The organism is Stetteria hydrogenophila (assembly GCF_054657575.1).
This window is the reverse complement of the sequence record NZ_BAAHYL010000001.1, coordinates 50,041-66,150: the sequence shown is the minus strand read 5'-3', so window position 1 is coordinate 66,150 and position 16,110 is coordinate 50,041. Positions and strand designations below refer to the sequence as shown.

Genomic DNA, 16,110 nt, shown 5'->3' with positions numbered 1-16,110 from the left:
TTATGGGTAGGACTCTCAGGCTAGCCCTCTGGGCTATCGCGGCCGTGCTCACGATCCTAATGGTGGTCGGAATAGCGGAGTACAGGGCCGAGACGGGGGATGAGGCGGCAGTATACCCGGCAGGCACGATGCTGCTCGGCTACACGTTCTTCGCCCTAATGTCTGGGGGCATAAACGACTCCGCCTTGATATGCGCCTACATCCTGGGGAAGCCCGAGGAGTACCGCGGGCTCCGGAGAGACCTCCTCACGGCCCTGGCAGTGCTCATCCCAGGCGTTGTGCTGATATTCTCCGAGATCGCTCACCCCGAGCACGCCCAGTGGCTGTACCTGGGCTTCAACGTTGAGTCGAGGATTGCCTGGAACGCGGTGCTCTACATAGTCTACGGCCTGTTCCTGATAGCACTCCTCCTCTACCTGATAGTGAGGGGCGAGGAGGCGGCTGGAACCCCGGCGGCGAAGACGCTGGCGTTCCTGGCGCTCGCTGCAAGCCTAATCCTAGAGGCAAACCTGGGCATGGCCTACGGCGCGAACGTGTCTATCCTACCGTGGTTCGGGGTATTCTCAAGCATGCTCACCGTAGCCGCGGCCTTCGCCCTGGGAGCGGCCTGGCTGGCCCTCACCGGCAGGATCAGGCTGGAGGGCGTCCTGGCCGGGGAGGAGGCTGAGAAGTGGTGCCGCAAGTGCGCCAAGGAGCTCATCATCACGCTCACCGCCCTAGCCTACGTGATCCTCTGGGGCCTCGTGGGACTCTACAGCTGGGGGATGACCAAGGACTACGTATCCATAGTGGTTAGTGGGGAGCTGGCGAGCTACTTCTGGCTGGGCTACGTGCTGGTGGGCACCATCATACCGATAGCCATAGCCGTCGCCGCGGCCAAGGGCAGGGCGAGGACGGCGCTCCCCCTCGCAGGGGTGCTCGCGGTAATAGGCATCGCGGCGTTCCTACTAGTACCGTACAACTACGGAGCCCAGTACTTCAGGGCCACGACGAACGAGTTCTACGCCACGCTAGCGGCGAAGCTTGGAGTAGCGGAGGAGTACACGGTCAGCCATTACCTGACGGGCCCGGAGACCCTAGCCTTCATAGGAGGCTTCGGCCTAGCACTACTACTAGACCTCATCGGAGAGTCACTGCTACCCCTCAAGCCCGGAGAGAAGCCCAGAAGGCTCTGGATACTCAAGTAGCCACGCAGCCACCCCCCACACGTCTTCCCCTTTCCCACCCACCCCCTCCTTCCCCTCTTTCCCCCACACCTAAGCCCCCGGGGAGGGGGTCCTCCCAGCAGGCTTGGCTGGGGCTTGGAGTGGTTGGAGCCGCACGACTCGGCTCTCCACGCCTTCCCGGGGAGGGATCCCGGGGGGTGCTGGAGGCTAAGACTTTAGACTAAACCGGGCGCGGCCGTCCTCCAGGGGCTCGCCTCGCTCTCCCCCGGGTGCCTGGGGCTTGCCTGGCCGTGTGAGGGTTTTCAGCGAGGTTCTGGGTAGGGATGTTGAGGTGCCCGAGAGGCCGGGGAGGATTGTGAGCCTCGCCCCCGCGATCACTGAGACCCTCTACAGGATAGGTGCCTGGGACCGGGTTGCCGGGGTTAGCGTGTTCTGCTTCAAGCCCGAGGAGGCCCGGGGGAAGCCTAGGGTTGGGAGCTACTATAAGGTGAACTATAGGCTGCTCGAGGAGATCAAGCCCGACCTGATCCTGGCCACGACGGGGGCGCAGAGGAGGCTCGTCTGGGAGCTCGTGGAGAGGGGGTACACCGTCTACCCCGTGCCGCTCCCCGTGACACTCTACGGGGTCCTCGACGGCATCGTCGTGGTGGGCATCGTAGCGGGGGCTGTGGGGGAGGCGAGGCGCCTCGCGGGGGAGCTCTCCGCCAGGCTCCCCGGGCTGAGGGGATCCCTCTCCGGGGTCAAGGTCTACTACGAGGTCGACCTGGGGGGCCCCGTCTCGGCGGGCGCGCACAGCTACATAGCCGACGCGCTTAACTACCTCGGCGCCAGGACCCCCTTCGACGGGCTCAGGCAGCCCTGGGTGGTCAACCCGGACCCCGAGGTGGTTAAACGCTTCGACCCAGACGTCGTCATCTACGAGTTCAAGCCCCTAGACAGGCCCAGCCTGGAGAAGGCGGTGAAGAGGCTGGAGGCTAGGGGGCTGGGATCCCTCAGGGCGGTCAGGGAGGGCAGGATCCTCCCCCTCCCCGGGGATAGCCTGGCCCACTACGGCCCCTCGCTGATCGAAACCCTCGAGGAGGTGGCCAGCAGGGTGGCCGAGCTGGCCGGGGTGAAGCCGCCCCGGGCATTACGGTGACCCTTTAAACCCGCCAGCCCCCGCAACCGCCTCCCCTTGGGTGGGCAGGGGAATGCCCGAGAAGGTTATCAAGATCCAGATTGAGGGCGGCAACGCCAGGCCAGGGCCCCCGCTGGGGCCGACGCTCAGCGCCCTAGGCCTCAACGTGAAGCAGGTTGTCGACGAGATAAACAAGAAGACCGCGCCCTACAAGGGCATGACTGTCCCCGTGGAGATCTACGTCGACCCGAAGACGAGGAAGTACAGGATTGAAGTCGGGATCCCGACCACCACAGCCCTCCTCCTCAGGGCGGTAGGCGCCAAGGAGCCGAGCGGGGACCCGATGCACCAGAAGATAGGAGACCTCCCCTTCGAGAAGATAGTCGAGATAGCGCTAATGAAGAAGCCCCAGCTACTCGCGAAGACGCTCAAAGCAGCAGTCAAGACGATCCTAGGCTCCGCCAGGAGCATCGGCATAACCGTGGACGGCAAGGACCCCAAGGAGGTCACCAGGCTAGTCGAGGAGGGCTACTACGACGCAATACTAGCCAAGTACGAGGAGCAGTGGGAGAAGGAGGAGGAGTAAACCGCCACACTCCCCCCAAGGCCAGGCGCTTCCGCTCCCCCCAGCGCTGGAGCCCGTGTTTCCCGCCCAAGAGCCCCGCGAGGGGATCCCCCTCCCCGGGCTTTGGGGGATCCACTTATTATTGACATTGAAGGCGGTAACGGGTGGTGGGTGATTGCGTGGGGCCCGGGCCGGGATTTGAACCCGGGACCTCCGGGTCCACAGCCCGGCGCTCTGCCAGCTGAGCTACCCGGGCCACCCTCTCGGGCCTTCAAAGGCCTGCCCGGCTAGCAGGTCACCCCCCGGCTCAGCCGGGGTCCCACCGGGCCCCTATGGAGCCGTGGCTTCTACCTGGCGTGCGGGGGCTTTAAAGGGTATAATCGCCCGCCGCCTCCGGGGTGCTAGGGGTTTTAGGGCTGACCGCGTCTTCACCGGTGCTGGGGATGACCTCGGTTTTAAGAGCCGACGCCCCGGGCGCCCCCGGGTGGGTGAGGTGGAACCCACGCAGGGACCCGTGCGGTGCGTTGACAGGGTCTTCGGCGTCGACTGGGGGCAGGTGCTCCACGGGCTCCTCTACCCGGTTGAGTACAACTACTTCGCAATGGTCTTCCCCCTGGAGGGGGGCGGAGAGGCCTGGCTCATCCTCTTCGTAGGAGTCGACTGCGTTGAGGCCGTAGCGTTGAGAGTGGTGGGCTGCGGGGAGGCGAGGAAGAGGGTTTATAGTATCACCGACTGGCCTGAAGTATCGCGGGTGGACGTGGAGGGGGACTGCGTCTACGCCATCGTACCCGGGGATCCCCCCTATAGGCTGAGGGCGGCCCTCGAGAAGCTTGGGGTGGGGACCCCCGACCCCGGGAAGGCGTCGAGGCTCGAGCCCCTCGACGACTTGGAGGTAGAGGAGTGGCTTGGCGCTGAGGTTCCGGGTCAAGGGGTGGCTTAGCAGGGAGGAGTTCGAGACGCTGACGGAGTTCGCCAGGTACGCCGGCAGGAGCGGGGGGCTGGCGGTCTTCGAGGTCGACCCGGAGAGGATGAGGAGGTCCGGCTACACCCTCGCCGACGTGGCCGCGGTACTCCAGGGCCTCGAGGGCGCCGAGGTGGTGGAGGAGGACCTCGAGGCCCTGAAGAGGGCGGCGTGGGAGGAGTCGAAGGCGACCGTCTGGCTGGGCGAGGACGGCTGGCTCTACGCCTCCAGCAGGAGGCTCCTGAAGCCCGTCTTCGAGAAGCTCGGCTTCACCCCCGCCTACGACAGGAGCCTCAGGGCCTTCCGCCTCCCACCCCACTGGTACGCTAGGCTAGTGGAGGCCCTCAAGTCCAGCGGGTTCCCCGTCGAGGACAGGGTGGGCCTCCTCGAGGGGGCGAGGCTGCCGAGGAGGATAGAGTTCAGGGGGCAGCTGAGAGAGTACCAGGAGGAGGCCCTCAAGGCTTGGGAGGCCAACGGTGGGAGGGGGGTGATAGCCCTCCCCACCGGGGCCGGGAAGACTGTGGTCGCCATAGCCGCGGCGGCCAGGCTCGGCGTGTGGACGCTGGTGGTGGTCTACACCAAGGAGCACATCCACCAGTGGATCCAGGCCTTCCAGAGGTTCACGGACGCCGAGGGCCTCGTGGGCGCCTACTACGGGGAGGAGAAGAGGCTCGCCCCCATAACGGTGACGACGTACCAGACCGCCTACAGGAAGACCAGGCTCTTCGCCCAGCGCTACGCCTTCCTAGTCTTCGACGAGGCCCACCACCTCCCGGCGGATAAGTTCAAGGCGATAGCCTCCTCGATGCCCGCCCCCTACAGGATGGGCCTCTCAGCCACGATCGAGAGGGAGGACGGGAAGCACGAGGAGGTGTTCCCCCTAGTCGGAGGGGTGGTCTACCACACCACCCCCGGGAGGCTGACGAGCGAGGGCTACCTGGCCCCCTTCACCATCCGCCTCGTGAAGGTCGAGCTCTCGCCGGAGAGGAGGAGGGAGTACGAGAGGCTGAGGAGGGAGTACCAAAGACTCGCCGGGGGCAGGTCGTTCCAGGAGGTCCTCGCAGCCGCCAGGAAGGGGGATCCCACGGCGGCGGAGGCGCTGAGGGTGCACGCCAGGATGAGGGAGCTGGTCCAGGAGGCCCCCGAGAAGCTGGAGGAGGTGGAGAGGATAGTGAGGAGCGAGCTCGCGAAGGGGTCCAAGATCATAGTCTTCACCCAGTACAGGAAGCAGGCGGAGGAGCTCGCCAGGAGGCTCGGCGCCCACCTCATCCACGGGGAGATGGACGCGGCGAGGAGGAAGCGCGAGCTTGAAGCCTTCAAGTCTGCAGAGAGGGGGGTCCTTGTCGTCACGACGGTGGGCGACGAGGGCCTAGACATCCCCGACGCCAACGTCGGAGTGTTCGTCTCAGGCACGGGGTCGAGGAGGCAGTACCTCCAGAGGCTGGGCAGGCTCCTACGCCCCAGCCCCGGGAAGAAGGCGGTCCTCTACGAGGTCGTCGTTGCGGGGACGAGCGAGGAGTACCAGGCGAGGAGGCGTAGGAGCCTGAGCCTCTACTAGCCCTCGGGGCTCGGGTAAAACTTAAATACCAGGCCCTCCTCCCACCGGGGCGCGGCCCCATGAGCAGTGGGAGGCTGGAGGGGCTGGGGTATGCAGGAAAACCGCGGCTAGGATACACCCGGCGGTCCTCGAGCTGGAGCGCATGACCCGGGACCGTGAGGGGTTCCTGTCCTTCCTGAGAGAGTGGCTCTCCCACTCGTGGAGGTGGGCCAGGGAGGAGAAGTACAGGCTAGTCTTCAAGGTCCAGGCGGCGGCGCTGAGGGCGATGAGGGAGTACCTCGACAGCCACGGCTTCACCGAGGTGCTCTCGCCGATCATAGGGCCGGCGACCGACCCCGGGATTAGGGGTGCGAGGCAGGCCAGCATAGACTTCTACGGCTACGAGTACAAGGTGATGAGTAGCGCCATACTCTACAAGCAGTACATGGCGGCGAGCCTGGGCAGGGTCTACTTCAACTCGCCGAACGTGAGGCTGGAGCCGCCTGAGAGCGTCTACACCGGCCGCCACCTGGCGGAGTTCTACCAGCTCGACGTCGAGATCTACGGTGCGAGCTACACGGAGGCCATGGAGGTGGCGGAGCAGCTCTTCTACCACACCGTCAAGAGGGTGGCGGAGGAGTACGGGAGGCTGCTGGAGGAGAAGCTGGGGAGGAGCCTCGAGGTCCACAAGCCCCCCTACCCAAGGCTGACCCACGCCGAGGCGGTGAGGCTCGCGAGGGAGCTAGGCTGCAGGCAGCCGGAGGACGGGGAGATCACGTGGGAGTGCGAGAAGCTGCTGAGCGCCGAGATAGGGAGGCCATTCTTCATCACCGAGTACCCGAGGGGCGCCAGGGGCTTCTACGACCGCGAGGACCCCGAGAGGCCCGGCGTGCTCCTAGACTTCGACCTCATCTACCCGGAGGGCTTTGGGGAGGCGGTGAGCGGCGCGGAGAGGGAGTACGAGCCAGGGAAGGTCGAGGAGAGGATGAGGGAGACCGGCGAGGACCCGGCGAGGTACGAGTGGTACCTGCAAATGCTCAGAGAGCTCTACCCGCTGAGGACGGCGGGCTTCGGCATCGGGGTGGAGAGGCTGACACGCTACCTCTGCGGCCTCCGGGGAGTGTGGGAGGCAAGGCCTTACCCGAAGCTGGCCGGCATAGCGCCGACGCCGTGAGGCGCGGCCCGCCTCCTCGGGTGGGAGGGCCCAGGGCGCGAGCCCCACCACCCAAGTTATTTACGTGATTATTTACCGTTACACCCGGTTGCCCCCCGGCTCTCGGCTCGGGCTTAGAGGGCTTCCTCCACCAGCCTGGGCACCTCCATGGGGGTCCTCGCCACCGCCACCCCTGCCCTCTCCAGGGCCCTCACCTTGTCCCGGTAGGACCCCGTGCCCATGGATATGATGGCGCCCGCGTGGCCCATCCTCTTCTCGGGGGGCGCCGTCCTCCCGGCCACGTAGGCTACGACGGGCTTGGTGAAGCGGCCCTCCTCCACCATCCTGGCCGCCCTCTCCTCCATGTCCCCGCCTATCTCGCCTATGAGGACCAGCGCCCTCGTCTCCGGGTCGCGCTGGAACAGCTCCATAGCCTGGGTGAAGGTCAGCCCGACCACGGGGTCCCCGCCTATGCCTATCACCGTGCTCTGCCCGAGGCCAGCCCTTGTGAGGCTGTAGGCGACCTCGTACGTGAGGGTGCCGCTCCTGGACACCACTCCCACGGGGCCGGGCTTGAAGATGTGGCCCGGCATTATGCCAACCTTCGCCTGGCCGGGGGTTATGATGCCCGGGCAGTTGGGGCCGATGATGACGGTGCCCCTCCTCCTGGCGTAGTTGACGAACCTGACGGTGTCGTGGACGGGTATGTGCTCGGTTATCACCACGACCACCCTCATGCCGGCGTCCACGGCCTCGTAGACGGCGTCCACGGCGAACCTCGCGGGGACGAAGACTATGCTCGTGTTCGCCTCGGGGTGCTCCGCCACCGCCTCCTCCACCGTGTCGTAGACCGGGACGCCGTGGACCTCCGAGCCGCCCTTGCCGGGCGTCACGCCCGCCACTACCCTGGTCCCGTACTCGAGCATGAGCCTCGTGTGGAAGGATCCCTCCCTCCCCGTTATGCCCTGGACAATGACCCGCGTATCCCTGCCAACGAGGACGGCCAACCCCCAGCCACCCCCTAGGCTGCCAGGCTCACCGCCCTCCTCACTGCCTCCTCTAGGTCCGTGTAGGCCTCGATGCCGTGCTCGCGGAGTATGCGCCTGCCCTCATCCTCGTTCGTGCCGGTGAGCCTCACCACCAGAGGCTTCACAGCGCCCCTCAGCCCCTGAACCGCCTCGACGATTCCCCGGGCCACCTCGTCGCACCTCGTTATGCCGCCGAAGACGTTGATGAGTATGCTCCTCACCCGGGGGATCCCGGAGAGGAAGGAGACCGCTGTCCTGACCCGCTCGGCGCTCGCGCCCCCGCCTATGTCCAGGAAGTTCGCCGGCCTGCCGCCGTACTCGTAGACGAGGTCCATCGTCGCCATCGTTAGCCCCGCCCCGTTCCCGATTATCCCCACTTCCCCGTCTAGCTCGACGAACGCTAGGCCCAGCCTCCTCGCCTCGACCTCGAGCTCCGTGTACTCCCCCGTCTCCTCCAGCCTGGAGGCCCTCAGCTCGGGGTGCCTGTAGAGGGCGTTGTCATCCACTATTACCCTGGCGTCGAGCGGGATCACCCTGCCATCCACCACCGTGAAGGGGTTCACCTCCACTAGCTCGGCGTCGTACTCCACGAAGACGTCGTAGAGCGCCTGGAGGAACGTGGAGAACGAGACGAGGGCCCGGCCTGTGAGGCCGATCCTCTTCCCCAGCGCCCTCGCCTGGTACCCCCTCAACCCCAGGAACGGGTCGACGTAGACCTTTTCAACACTCCCCGGCTCCTCCCTCGCAGACTCCTCCACCCTGGAGCCGCCGTGGCGCGACGCCAGGACAACAGGCCTCCCCTCCCCCCTGTCGATGGTGACGGCCGCGTAGAGCTCCTCATCGTGGGGTATAGCCTTCTCCACGAGCACGAACCTAGGCCTCAACCCCTTCACGGGGGTCTCGAGCAGCTCCCTCGCAGCCCTCACCGCCTCCTCGACGCTGCCCACAATCCTAACGCCCCCAGCCAGCCCCCTCCCCGCGACGAGGACCTGGCTCTTGACCGCCAGAGGAGGCTCAAGGCCCGCCCCCCTCACCAGGGCCTCGACGTCATCGCCCGCGCCGACCACGACGCCCGGGGGGACCTCGACCCCCCTCCTCCTCAGCATCTCCTTAGCCTCGAACTCGAACAGCTTCACCAGCCACAGCACCCACCCGAGTGGCCACGGCAACCCCCTTTAAAGGAGCCGGAGCGAGCCGCCCCCACCAACCCCTCCGGGCGATCAGCTTGGATGGATGGAACCCCGAGCCGCCTCATTAAGGGAGTTTTAGGATTTGATTCCTCCCCCCACCCCCGGGGATCCCGGGGGCCGTGAGCAGCCGTGTAAGGGCTGACTCGCCCTCCCGGCGGGGAGGGTGGGGGTGGAGAGCCAGGCGATGGCGAGCCCCCGGGGTGGGGGTGGAGCTGGGTTGCCTGCGGTTGGGCCGGGCTGGTTCCTGGTCGACGCCAGCGTGGTCGCCGGGCTCGGGGCGTCGGAGCGGGCTGAGCTGGTGGAGTGGGCGCTATCCTCGGGGGAGGTGGTGCTAGTCACCTCCCCCTCCCTGGTCACGGTCGAGTCTAGCGTTGGGAGGGTGGTCCTCTCGGCCGGCGTGGGGTCCCTGGTTTCCCCCGGCAGGCCGCCGGTGGAGGGCTGGCTCAGGGTCGCCCGGAGGGAGTGGGTTGACGGCTGCAGGGTGGCGGGGGAGCCCAGGGTTAGGCTTGGCTGGGGCGCCGAGGCTGAGGGGGAGGGGGTCGTCGTCGCTCTTGAGTGGCGGGATCCCGCGGCGTTGTTCGTCAACGGGGTGAGGGGGCGCTTGAAGTCGAGGGCAGGCGGCTACCCCCTCGCGGCCCTCGACGGCCCCCGCGGGATCCCGGTCCTCTCAGTGGACGAGGAGGGGTACTACGTGGTCAACGCAGTCGAGGGGCCGGCGGGCGAGAGGCTCTCCTACATCGCCCCCCTCGCCTCGGCCTGCCGGCGGGAAGCGCCCGCCTCCCCGCTTTAAGCGCCGAGCGCCACCCCCGGGCGCGGCCGAGGGTTGCAGTGTTGGCTCGCTCGCCCGGGGGGAGGTGGCCTAGGAAGAGGGAGGTGGCCGCCCTCTGGCTCCTCCACGAGAGGGGGCCGACGTTGAACCTTGGAGAGGCCCTGGGCGTCCTCAGGGAGGAGCTCTGCGTGACGAAGAGGACGGCATCCAACCTGCTGAAGAGGCTCCGGAGGCTCGGCGCGGTCAAGCTCGAGACCCGCGGCGGCGGAGTAGTGGTGGAGGCCGTCGACCCGGCGGAGTTCATCGGGAGGCTCGCCTCATCATATATAGCCTTCAGGAAGGGCAGATGCCGCGGCGGCGGGTGAGGAGGGCCGTACTCACCGACGAGGAGCATGGGGAGGCCTTTAAGTCCCGACGCCGCCGCTTAGACCGCTTCAAGGAGCCATTTCAACCCCAGTTAAACACCACGGGCTAGACGCTATGCGGGGGGTGCCCGGGATGCAGAGGGAGAGGAGGCCCACGCTGCTGGGGGGAGGCTTCTTCAAGAAGCCCCCCAAGGGGGCTAGGTACGACGTAGTGGTAGTCGGCGGCGGGCCCGCGGGCTTCTCGGCGGCGATGTACGCGGCAAGGTTCCTCTTGAAGACGGTGGTGCTGGCGGAGGAGGTCGGCGGCCAGCTCAACTACACCGACTGGGTCGACGACTACCCAGCCCTCGGCAGGATCAAGGCGAGCGACCTGGTTAGGAGGTTCAGGAGCCACGCCGAGGACCTCTTCGGAGTCGAGGTTTACGAGAGGGTGAGGGTGGAGAGGTTCGAGCGCGTCGACGACACCTGGTTCAGGGTCACCGGCACGAGGGGGCTCGACGTCTACGCTAAGACCATCATACTAGCCACGGGGAGCAGGAGGAGGAAGCTCAACGTCCCCGGGGAGAGGGAGTACGCGGGCCGCGGCGTGAGCTACTGCAGCGTCTGCGACGCCCCATTCTACAAGGGCAAGGACGCCGTCGCAGTGGTGGGCGGCGGCGACGCGGCGTTCGAGGGGGCCATACTCCTCTCCGGCTACGTCAAGAAGGTCTACCTCATCCACAGGAGGAGGGGGTTCAGGGCCAAGCCCTTCTTCGTCGAGGTGGCGAGGAGCAAGCCCAACATAGAGTTCGTCCTCGACAGCGTGGTGAAGGAGATCCGGGGAGACGGCAGCAGGGTGACGAGCGTCGTGGTCGTGAACAAGGTGACGGGTGAGGAGAGGGAGATACCGGTGAACGGCGTGTTCATCGAGATAGGCTTCGAGCCCCCAAAGGAGTGGTACCAGAGCCTCGGCCTCGAGACAGACGAGGCCGGCTACATCAAGGTGGACGAGTGGATGAGGACGAACATCCCGGGAGTCTTCGCCGCCGGGGACTGCACAAGCATGTGGAGGGGGTTCAGGCAGGTCGTGACCGCGGCGGCGATGGGCGCCGTGGCGGCGTACTCGGCCTACAACTACCTCACAGAGAAGGGGTTATACGCCCCGGAGGCTTCACTACTCTCCAAGCAAGCAGGTGGTGGTGCTTAGAAGTGGCTAGGCCCGCGGTTGCGGAGGTGCTAAAGAGGTACGAGCCCCTCAGGAGGAGGATGGAGAAGCAGGGCTACGTGTTCGTCGGTAACCACACCGTGGTGAAGAAGTGCTACTGGACCCACGCCGCGCTGACGCAGCGCAGGTTCTGCTACAAGTGCAAGTTCTACGGTATCGAGAGCCACCGCTGCATACAGATGAGCCCCGCCGCCTACTGGTGCTGGAACGCCTGCCTCCACTGCTGGCGCCTCCGCCCGCAGGACGTGGGCTACGACTGGGACGAGACCAGGATCCCGAGGGAGATAGAGGATGACCCCGAGTTCATACTGGACGGCATAATCGAGGCGCAGAGGAAGATTATCAGCGGCTACAAGGGCCACCCCAAGGTAGACCCGGCCATGTTCGAGGAGGCGATGAACCCGAAGCACATAGCGATAAGCCTCACCGGGGAGCCGACGCTCTACAGCAGGCTCGGCGAGTTCATCCAGCTGGCACACAGGAGGGGCTTGACCACGTTCCTCGTAACCCGCGGGGTGAGGCCGGACGTCCTCGCTAACCTGGAGGAGGAGCCGAGCCAGCTTTACATAAGCTTCGAGGCGTGGGACAAGAAGAGCTACAACTACTTCAACAAGCCGCTCGTGCCCAACGCCTGGGAGCTCACGATGAAGACAGTGGAGCTGCTGCCTAGCCTGAGCTGCCCGACGGTCTACAGGATAACCCTCGTCAAGGGCTTCAACGACCACGAGGAGGCCCTCAGGGGCTTCGCAAGGCTCGTCGAAAAGGGCATGCCAACCTACATAGAGGTCAAGGCCTACATGTACGTGGGGGCCAGCAGGGAGAGGCTCTCCAGGAGCAACATGCCAACCCACGAGGAGGTGAGGGCGTTCGCCGAGAAGCTAGCCGAGGCCACCGGCTACCCCGTCGTCAGCGAGTCGAGGCCGAGCAGGGTCGTGCTCCTAAGCAGGCTCACCAAGCCCATAAGGCACGGCAAGGGCTGCCCGCAGGGCTGGAAGACCCCCGACACGGGAGACGTGGACGAGTACAAGGAAGCCGAGTAGTGAAGCCCCAGCCCCCCGGCGGGTCGGGTGAGCTTTAAGGCCCCACCCGCGGCTACGCATTAAGCGACCCGGGTATCGCCCGGGCGACTGCGCCGAGTAGCGGCGCTCCTGGATGAGCCCGGGTATCCGGTTCCACACTCAACCCCACCGAGCGTCTTGGCGAAGCGGAGGCCGGGGTTAAGGGGAAAAACGGGGCGCTGGAAGCCGGCCCGCCCCGGGGTTGGGGGCTTAGTACTCCTCCTCCGCCTCCTCGGAGGCCTTCTCGGCTTCTATGAGCGCCATTATCTCCCTGACCACCCTCTCGGCTACCCTCTTCTCGACGTTCTCCGCCTTGCTCATCAGGTCCGTTATGTGGCTCTTGATGTACTCGTCCAGGTCTCCCTCGTACTCTATGGTGGCCCTCCTCAGCTGCAGGGGGGTGGGCTCGGCGACCGCGCCCCTCACGAGGGCCTGGCCGTCGAGGGGGGTGACGAGGAGCGCCCCGACCTCCCTGTCGCCGTATTTAATCGTGTAGACCACGTCGCCGGTGTCGGTTTCGCCGAGGCGCTCCGCGGTGAAGGCTATGGCCTGGGAGAGGATCTCCTCGGCGCCCTCAACTATCGACTTGACCGCCTTGTCCACTTCCTCCTGGGGGATCCTCCTCCAGGCCTCTATCCTGAGCGTGTCGAGGAGCCACTTGATGCTTCCATCCTCCACCTCGTAGTCCACGATTATCCTCACAACGTCCCCCTTATCGATCTGCAGCTTGGAGACGAGTATCTCGAAGAGGAGCCTGTTGAGCTCCCCGGCGGCCCTGGCGACCTCGGTGTTGCTGATCTCCCCAGCCTTGATCTTATCCCTCAACTGGGCGAAGAGCACCCTCCGAACCTTGTCGGCGTAGCCGCCGGCTATCACGAGGCCGCTCCTAAGTGTTTGGGGCATGCACGCGCACCTCAAGGAGCCAAGTATACTATTACGCGCTTGGAGGATTAAGAGGATAACGCCGGCCCCCCGGGAAGGGGTGGGCTCGCGTGTTCCGGCTCTCCACATGCCACGATTCAGGAGACTCCCTTCCTCCTCACCGCCCGACCCCTCCCCCGGGGGCCGGCTCCCTATAGCGGGTGCCCGGCGGGGCGGGTTAATTCCATTAGCCCACGCCACGCCCCCGGGGCTTGAGGGGTTATGGGTGCGCGGGGATCCCTCAACCCCGGCGGGGCGCTGCTTGGGCCTTGAGGGTTGCGAGGCTGCAGGAGGACGCTGGCGGCGGCAGGGTTAGGTGCCTGGTCTGCGAGAGGAGGTGCGTGATAGCGCCGGGTAGGAGGGGCTTCTGCGGCGCCTACGAGAACAGGGGAGGGAGGCTCGTCCACGCGGGCTGGGGGCTCCTCAGCGCGGTGGAGAGCAGGCCGATTGAGGTTAAGCCCCTCTACCACTACTGGCCCAACTCCACCGCCCTCACCTTCTCCGGGTGGGGCTGCAACTTCCTCTGCCCCTGGTGCCAGAACCACCACATCTCCTGGGTGAGGCGGGCGGAGGGGCCGCGGGTGGAGCCCGAGCGCCTGGTGAGGGCGGCGGTGGAGGGGGGTGATGAGGGGCTCTGCGCTAGCTTCAACGAGCCGGCGACGCTCTTCGACTACCTCCTAGACCTGGCCCCCCTCGCGAGGAGGGAGGGCCTCTACCTCTCCATCGTGACCAACGCCTACTTCACCCTGAAGGCTGTCGAGGCCCTGGTGGAGGCGGGATTCGACGGGTGGAGCGTGGACGTGAAGACCTGCCCCGAGGCCAGGAGGGCGCGGAGGAACGTCCTGCCAGGAGTCGACCCCGCGGTGGTCTACAGGAACGCGAGGAGGATCCTCGACCTCGGCGGCCACGTCGAGATGGTCTACCTGGTGGTCACGGGGTACAATGAGGACTGCGCCGACTGGATAATCTCCATGCACCTCGACACCCTCGGCCCCGACGTGCCCCTCCACGTGAACCGCTACTACCCGGCCCACAAGTGGAGGGAGCCCCCCACCCGCCTCGAGACGCTCTACAGGATAGCGCTCAAGGCGAGGAGGGAGGGGGTGAACTACGTCTACATAGGCAACGTCTGGGACCCCGAGTGGGAGGCCACGAGGTGCCCGCGCTGCGGGAAGACTCTGATAGCCAGGAGGGGCTACAGGGTCACCTACTGGGGCCTCGACTGGTCCAACGGCAAGTACCGCTGCCCGAGGTGCGGGCACCCGATACCCGTGAGGGGGAAGTACGTGCCGGGCAAGTAGCCCGTCACCCCCTGCAGTAGCCCTCCAGGAGGCTCCTCCCCCTCAAGGCCCTGCACCAGTCGTCCCCGTGGAGGACTAGGGCCCTCGGCGCCGCGACCTCCCACGCCAGCCAGAGGGCCTCCTCGTTGTCGTCGTGGACCTCGCCCACGCAGCCCTCGCGCCGCAGGATGATTTCGAGGTGCCCCCTCTTCGCCTCAAGCTCCCCAGCCGAGCCCGCGCGTAGAAGGATCCCCGCGAGGCTCCCCCTCGCCACCCCAGCCTCCTCGAGGACCTCGAGGACCACGCCCAGGTCCTCCCTCGGCCTCCCGCTGTAGACGTACACCACGCCCAGCTCCAGGGCGGCCTTGAGCATCCCGACGCCTAGGGGCCTAGGGGCGCCTCCCCTGGCGAGGACGCCGTCGAAGTCGAAGACGAATACGTCGCAGTCAACGGCCACGGGGAGCCACCGCGGGCCCCGGAGGGGAGGGGTGGTGCGGCCGCCGGGATTTGAACCCGGGATCGCCGGCTTGGGAGGCCGGCGTCCTAGTCCAGGCTAGACGACGGCCGCGCCATGCCCGGGGGTCCAGCCCCCGCACCTCTACATGCCTCTCCCGGGGGCGGCTTATTACGTTTTACCCGGCCTCCCGCCGCGCCAGGCCTTCGCCGGGCTCAACGCTCCCGGAGGGGCCTGTAGCCGGGGGTCCTCTCGAGCAGGCCGCGGAGCCAGGGGGAGCCGAGGATCCCCCTGAGCCCCTCGACCCCCGGGAGTCGCAGGTTCCCGGCGGTCGTGTAGCACTCGTACCTCTCCCAGGCGGCGTGGATCCAGGGGAGGCCGTACCTCTCCGCCGCCGCCTGGAGGACGAGGGCAGCCTGCGCCCTGCCCGAGGCGACCCGCCTCGCCGCCTCGTCGTGGGTGTACGCCTCGGGGGCCGCCGGCCTCGGCCTGGGATCCCTGCTGACCCTCCTGAGGAGGAGGCCTAGGAGCGCCGCAGTCCCGGACCCCCTATTCCTGGGGGCGAGCGTGAGCCTGCCCTCAGCCAGGTCCCTGAGGGCCTCCTCGAAGCTGGAGTAGCGGCCCTCGAGGGAGGGGTCGAGGGCGAGCACCACCCGCCTCTCCCAGCCGCCGAGGAGCCTGGGCTCGGGCACCCACAGCCTCTCCAGGTACGGCCTGTTGTACTCCCCCGTCTCCGGGTCGAGGAGGTGGGCGCACGCCACGTGGGCCCCGCCGAGGCTGAGCGCTTCAAGTGCTAGGCCCGACCCCACGCAGGCGGCCTCGACCCGGACGCCCTCGCCGCGGAGCCTCTCCAGGGCGGCCTCCAGGACGGGGTCGCTGCTGTGGGCCACCACCAGCTCAGGCTCACCCCCCGCGGGGGCCCTCGGGGACTCGAGGGGGGATCCCAGGCAGGGCTCCAGCCTGGCCCTCGCGGAGCGGTACACCTCTAGGAGCCTCGCGGCGAGCGGTGTGAGCCTCGCCCCGCCCCCCCGCCTCCCGCCGCGCCTCGCCTCCACGAGCCTCGCGCCCAGGATCCTCTCAGCCCTCCCGATGGCCTCCCAGGCCCTGGAGTAGGGGACGCCGAGGCTCCTCGCAGCCCCCAGTATGGAGCCGTGCCTCTCGACGTATTCGAGGATAGAGGCTAGGGTATCGTCGAGGACGGGCTCACCGTTAGCCTCAACCACGACCCTGAACCTGGCGGTGAACCGTGGAGGGGGAGCGCTCCCCTCGGTCATGCACTAGTGCCTCCAGGCCTATCCGGCCGCGGGGCGGGGGACTAAACTCTTCCGTTACCGGATACCCG

Annotated in this window: 16 protein-coding genes and 2 tRNA genes; 11 read left to right on the top strand and 7 right to left on the bottom strand. The window is 66.9% G+C overall.

Translation table 11 applies throughout. The features are described 5' to 3' along the window. Nucleotides 1-2 precede the first annotated feature (2 nt). The 3 genes from nrfD (at nucleotide 3) to ACYQ3J_RS00325 (ending at nucleotide 2,869) form a co-directional block, all read left to right on the top strand. On the top strand, nucleotides 3-1,187 hold the full coding sequence (gene nrfD / locus ACYQ3J_RS00335) for an NrfD/PsrC family molybdoenzyme membrane anchor subunit (protein ID WP_460122903.1): 1,185 nt from the start codon (nucleotides 3-5) through the stop codon (nucleotides 1,185-1,187). A gap of 259 nt (nucleotides 1,188-1,446) precedes the next feature. After that, nucleotides 1,447-2,304, top strand: a complete 858-nt coding sequence (locus ACYQ3J_RS00330; RefSeq protein WP_460122901.1) for an ABC transporter substrate-binding protein — start codon at nucleotides 1,447-1,449, stop codon at nucleotides 2,302-2,304. Nucleotides 2,305-2,356: 52 nt separating this feature from the next. Beyond that, nucleotides 2,357-2,869, top strand: coding sequence for a 50S ribosomal protein L11 (locus tag ACYQ3J_RS00325; protein WP_460122898.1), 513 nt, complete (start codon nucleotides 2,357-2,359; stop codon nucleotides 2,867-2,869). Between the two features lie 159 nt (nucleotides 2,870-3,028). Here the strand turns inward: ACYQ3J_RS00325 and ACYQ3J_RS00320 are convergent. Continuing rightward, a tRNA-His gene (locus ACYQ3J_RS00320) sits at nucleotides 3,029-3,104 on the bottom strand. A 228-nt stretch (nucleotides 3,105-3,332) separates the two neighbouring features. On the opposite strand from ACYQ3J_RS00320, the gene ACYQ3J_RS00315 reads away from it, so the two are divergent. From ACYQ3J_RS00315 to ACYQ3J_RS00305, 3 genes are all read left to right on the top strand, one after another. After that, entirely contained in the window at nucleotides 3,333-3,788 is a 456-nt protein-coding gene (locus ACYQ3J_RS00315) for a hypothetical protein (protein WP_460122896.1), read from the top strand. Next, entirely contained in the window at nucleotides 3,754-5,367 is a 1,614-nt protein-coding gene (locus ACYQ3J_RS00310; RefSeq protein WP_460122893.1) for a DEAD/DEAH box helicase family protein, read from the top strand. Before ACYQ3J_RS00315 ends, ACYQ3J_RS00310 begins: the two co-directional genes overlap by 35 nt. Nucleotides 5,368-5,479: 112 nt before the next feature. Further along, entirely contained in the window at nucleotides 5,480-6,520 is a 1,041-nt protein-coding gene (locus tag ACYQ3J_RS00305; protein ID WP_460124512.1) for an asparagine synthetase A, read from the top strand. Between the two features lie 113 nt (nucleotides 6,521-6,633). On the opposite strand, the gene sucD is transcribed toward ACYQ3J_RS00305, so the two are convergent. Both sucD and sucC read right to left on the bottom strand, forming a co-directional pair. Beyond that, a complete protein-coding gene (sucD, locus tag ACYQ3J_RS00300) occupies nucleotides 6,634-7,506 on the bottom strand; it encodes a succinate--CoA ligase subunit alpha (protein WP_460122890.1) in 873 nt (290 codons plus the stop codon). 14 nt (nucleotides 7,507-7,520) lie between these two features. Next, nucleotides 7,521-8,696 (bottom strand): ADP-forming succinate--CoA ligase subunit beta, encoded by a 1,176-nt coding sequence (gene sucC / locus ACYQ3J_RS00295; protein WP_460122887.1) that lies wholly within the window; start codon nucleotides 8,694-8,696, stop codon nucleotides 7,521-7,523. Between the two features lie 238 nt (nucleotides 8,697-8,934). On the opposite strand from sucC, the gene ACYQ3J_RS00290 reads away from it, so the two are divergent. From ACYQ3J_RS00290 to twy1, 4 genes are all read left to right on the top strand, one after another. Continuing rightward, complete coding sequence (locus ACYQ3J_RS00290; protein ID WP_460122884.1) at nucleotides 8,935-9,507, top strand: hypothetical protein; 573 nt, start codon at nucleotides 8,935-8,937, stop codon at nucleotides 9,505-9,507. A gap of 41 nt (nucleotides 9,508-9,548) precedes the next feature. Further along, nucleotides 9,549-9,851, top strand: a complete 303-nt coding sequence (locus ACYQ3J_RS00285) for a hypothetical protein (RefSeq protein WP_460122881.1) — start codon at nucleotides 9,549-9,551, stop codon at nucleotides 9,849-9,851. Nucleotides 9,852-9,984: 133 nt separating this feature from the next. Further along, nucleotides 9,985-11,037 carry a thioredoxin-disulfide reductase gene (trxB, locus tag ACYQ3J_RS00280; RefSeq protein ID WP_460124509.1) on the top strand — a complete coding sequence of 351 codons (1,053 nt, stop codon included), beginning with the start codon at nucleotides 9,985-9,987 and terminating at the stop codon, nucleotides 11,035-11,037. A 59-nt stretch (nucleotides 11,038-11,096) separates the two neighbouring features. Further along, complete coding sequence (gene twy1, locus ACYQ3J_RS00275) at nucleotides 11,097-12,095, top strand: 4-demethylwyosine synthase TYW1 (protein WP_460124507.1); 999 nt, start codon at nucleotides 11,097-11,099, stop codon at nucleotides 12,093-12,095. A 228-nt stretch (nucleotides 12,096-12,323) separates the two neighbouring features. On the opposite strand, the gene ACYQ3J_RS00270 is transcribed toward twy1, so the two are convergent. After that, entirely contained in the window at nucleotides 12,324-13,016 is a 693-nt protein-coding gene (locus ACYQ3J_RS00270; protein WP_460122878.1) for a DUF2258 domain-containing protein, read from the bottom strand. A gap of 287 nt (nucleotides 13,017-13,303) precedes the next feature. Here ACYQ3J_RS00270 and ACYQ3J_RS00265 point away from each other — a divergent pair, with 287 nt between their 5' ends. Beyond that, a complete protein-coding gene (locus tag ACYQ3J_RS00265; RefSeq protein WP_460122875.1) occupies nucleotides 13,304-14,335 on the top strand; it encodes a radical SAM protein in 1,032 nt (343 codons plus the stop codon). A gap of 4 nt (nucleotides 14,336-14,339) precedes the next feature. On the opposite strand, the gene ACYQ3J_RS00260 is transcribed toward ACYQ3J_RS00265, so the two are convergent. The 3 genes from ACYQ3J_RS00260 to ACYQ3J_RS00250 form a co-directional block, all read right to left on the bottom strand. Next, complete coding sequence (locus ACYQ3J_RS00260; RefSeq protein ID WP_460122872.1) at nucleotides 14,340-14,771, bottom strand: hypothetical protein; 432 nt, start codon at nucleotides 14,769-14,771, stop codon at nucleotides 14,340-14,342. Nucleotides 14,772-14,803: 32 nt separating this feature from the next. Then, nucleotides 14,804-14,882 (bottom strand) — tRNA-Gly (locus ACYQ3J_RS00255). Nucleotides 14,883-14,983: 101 nt separating this feature from the next. Continuing rightward, the gene (locus ACYQ3J_RS00250; protein WP_460122869.1) at nucleotides 14,984-16,042 is read right to left on the bottom strand and encodes a substrate-binding domain-containing protein; all 1,059 of its coding nucleotides are present in this window, start codon (nucleotides 16,040-16,042) and stop codon (nucleotides 14,984-14,986) included. Nucleotides 16,043-16,110 lie beyond the last annotated feature (68 nt).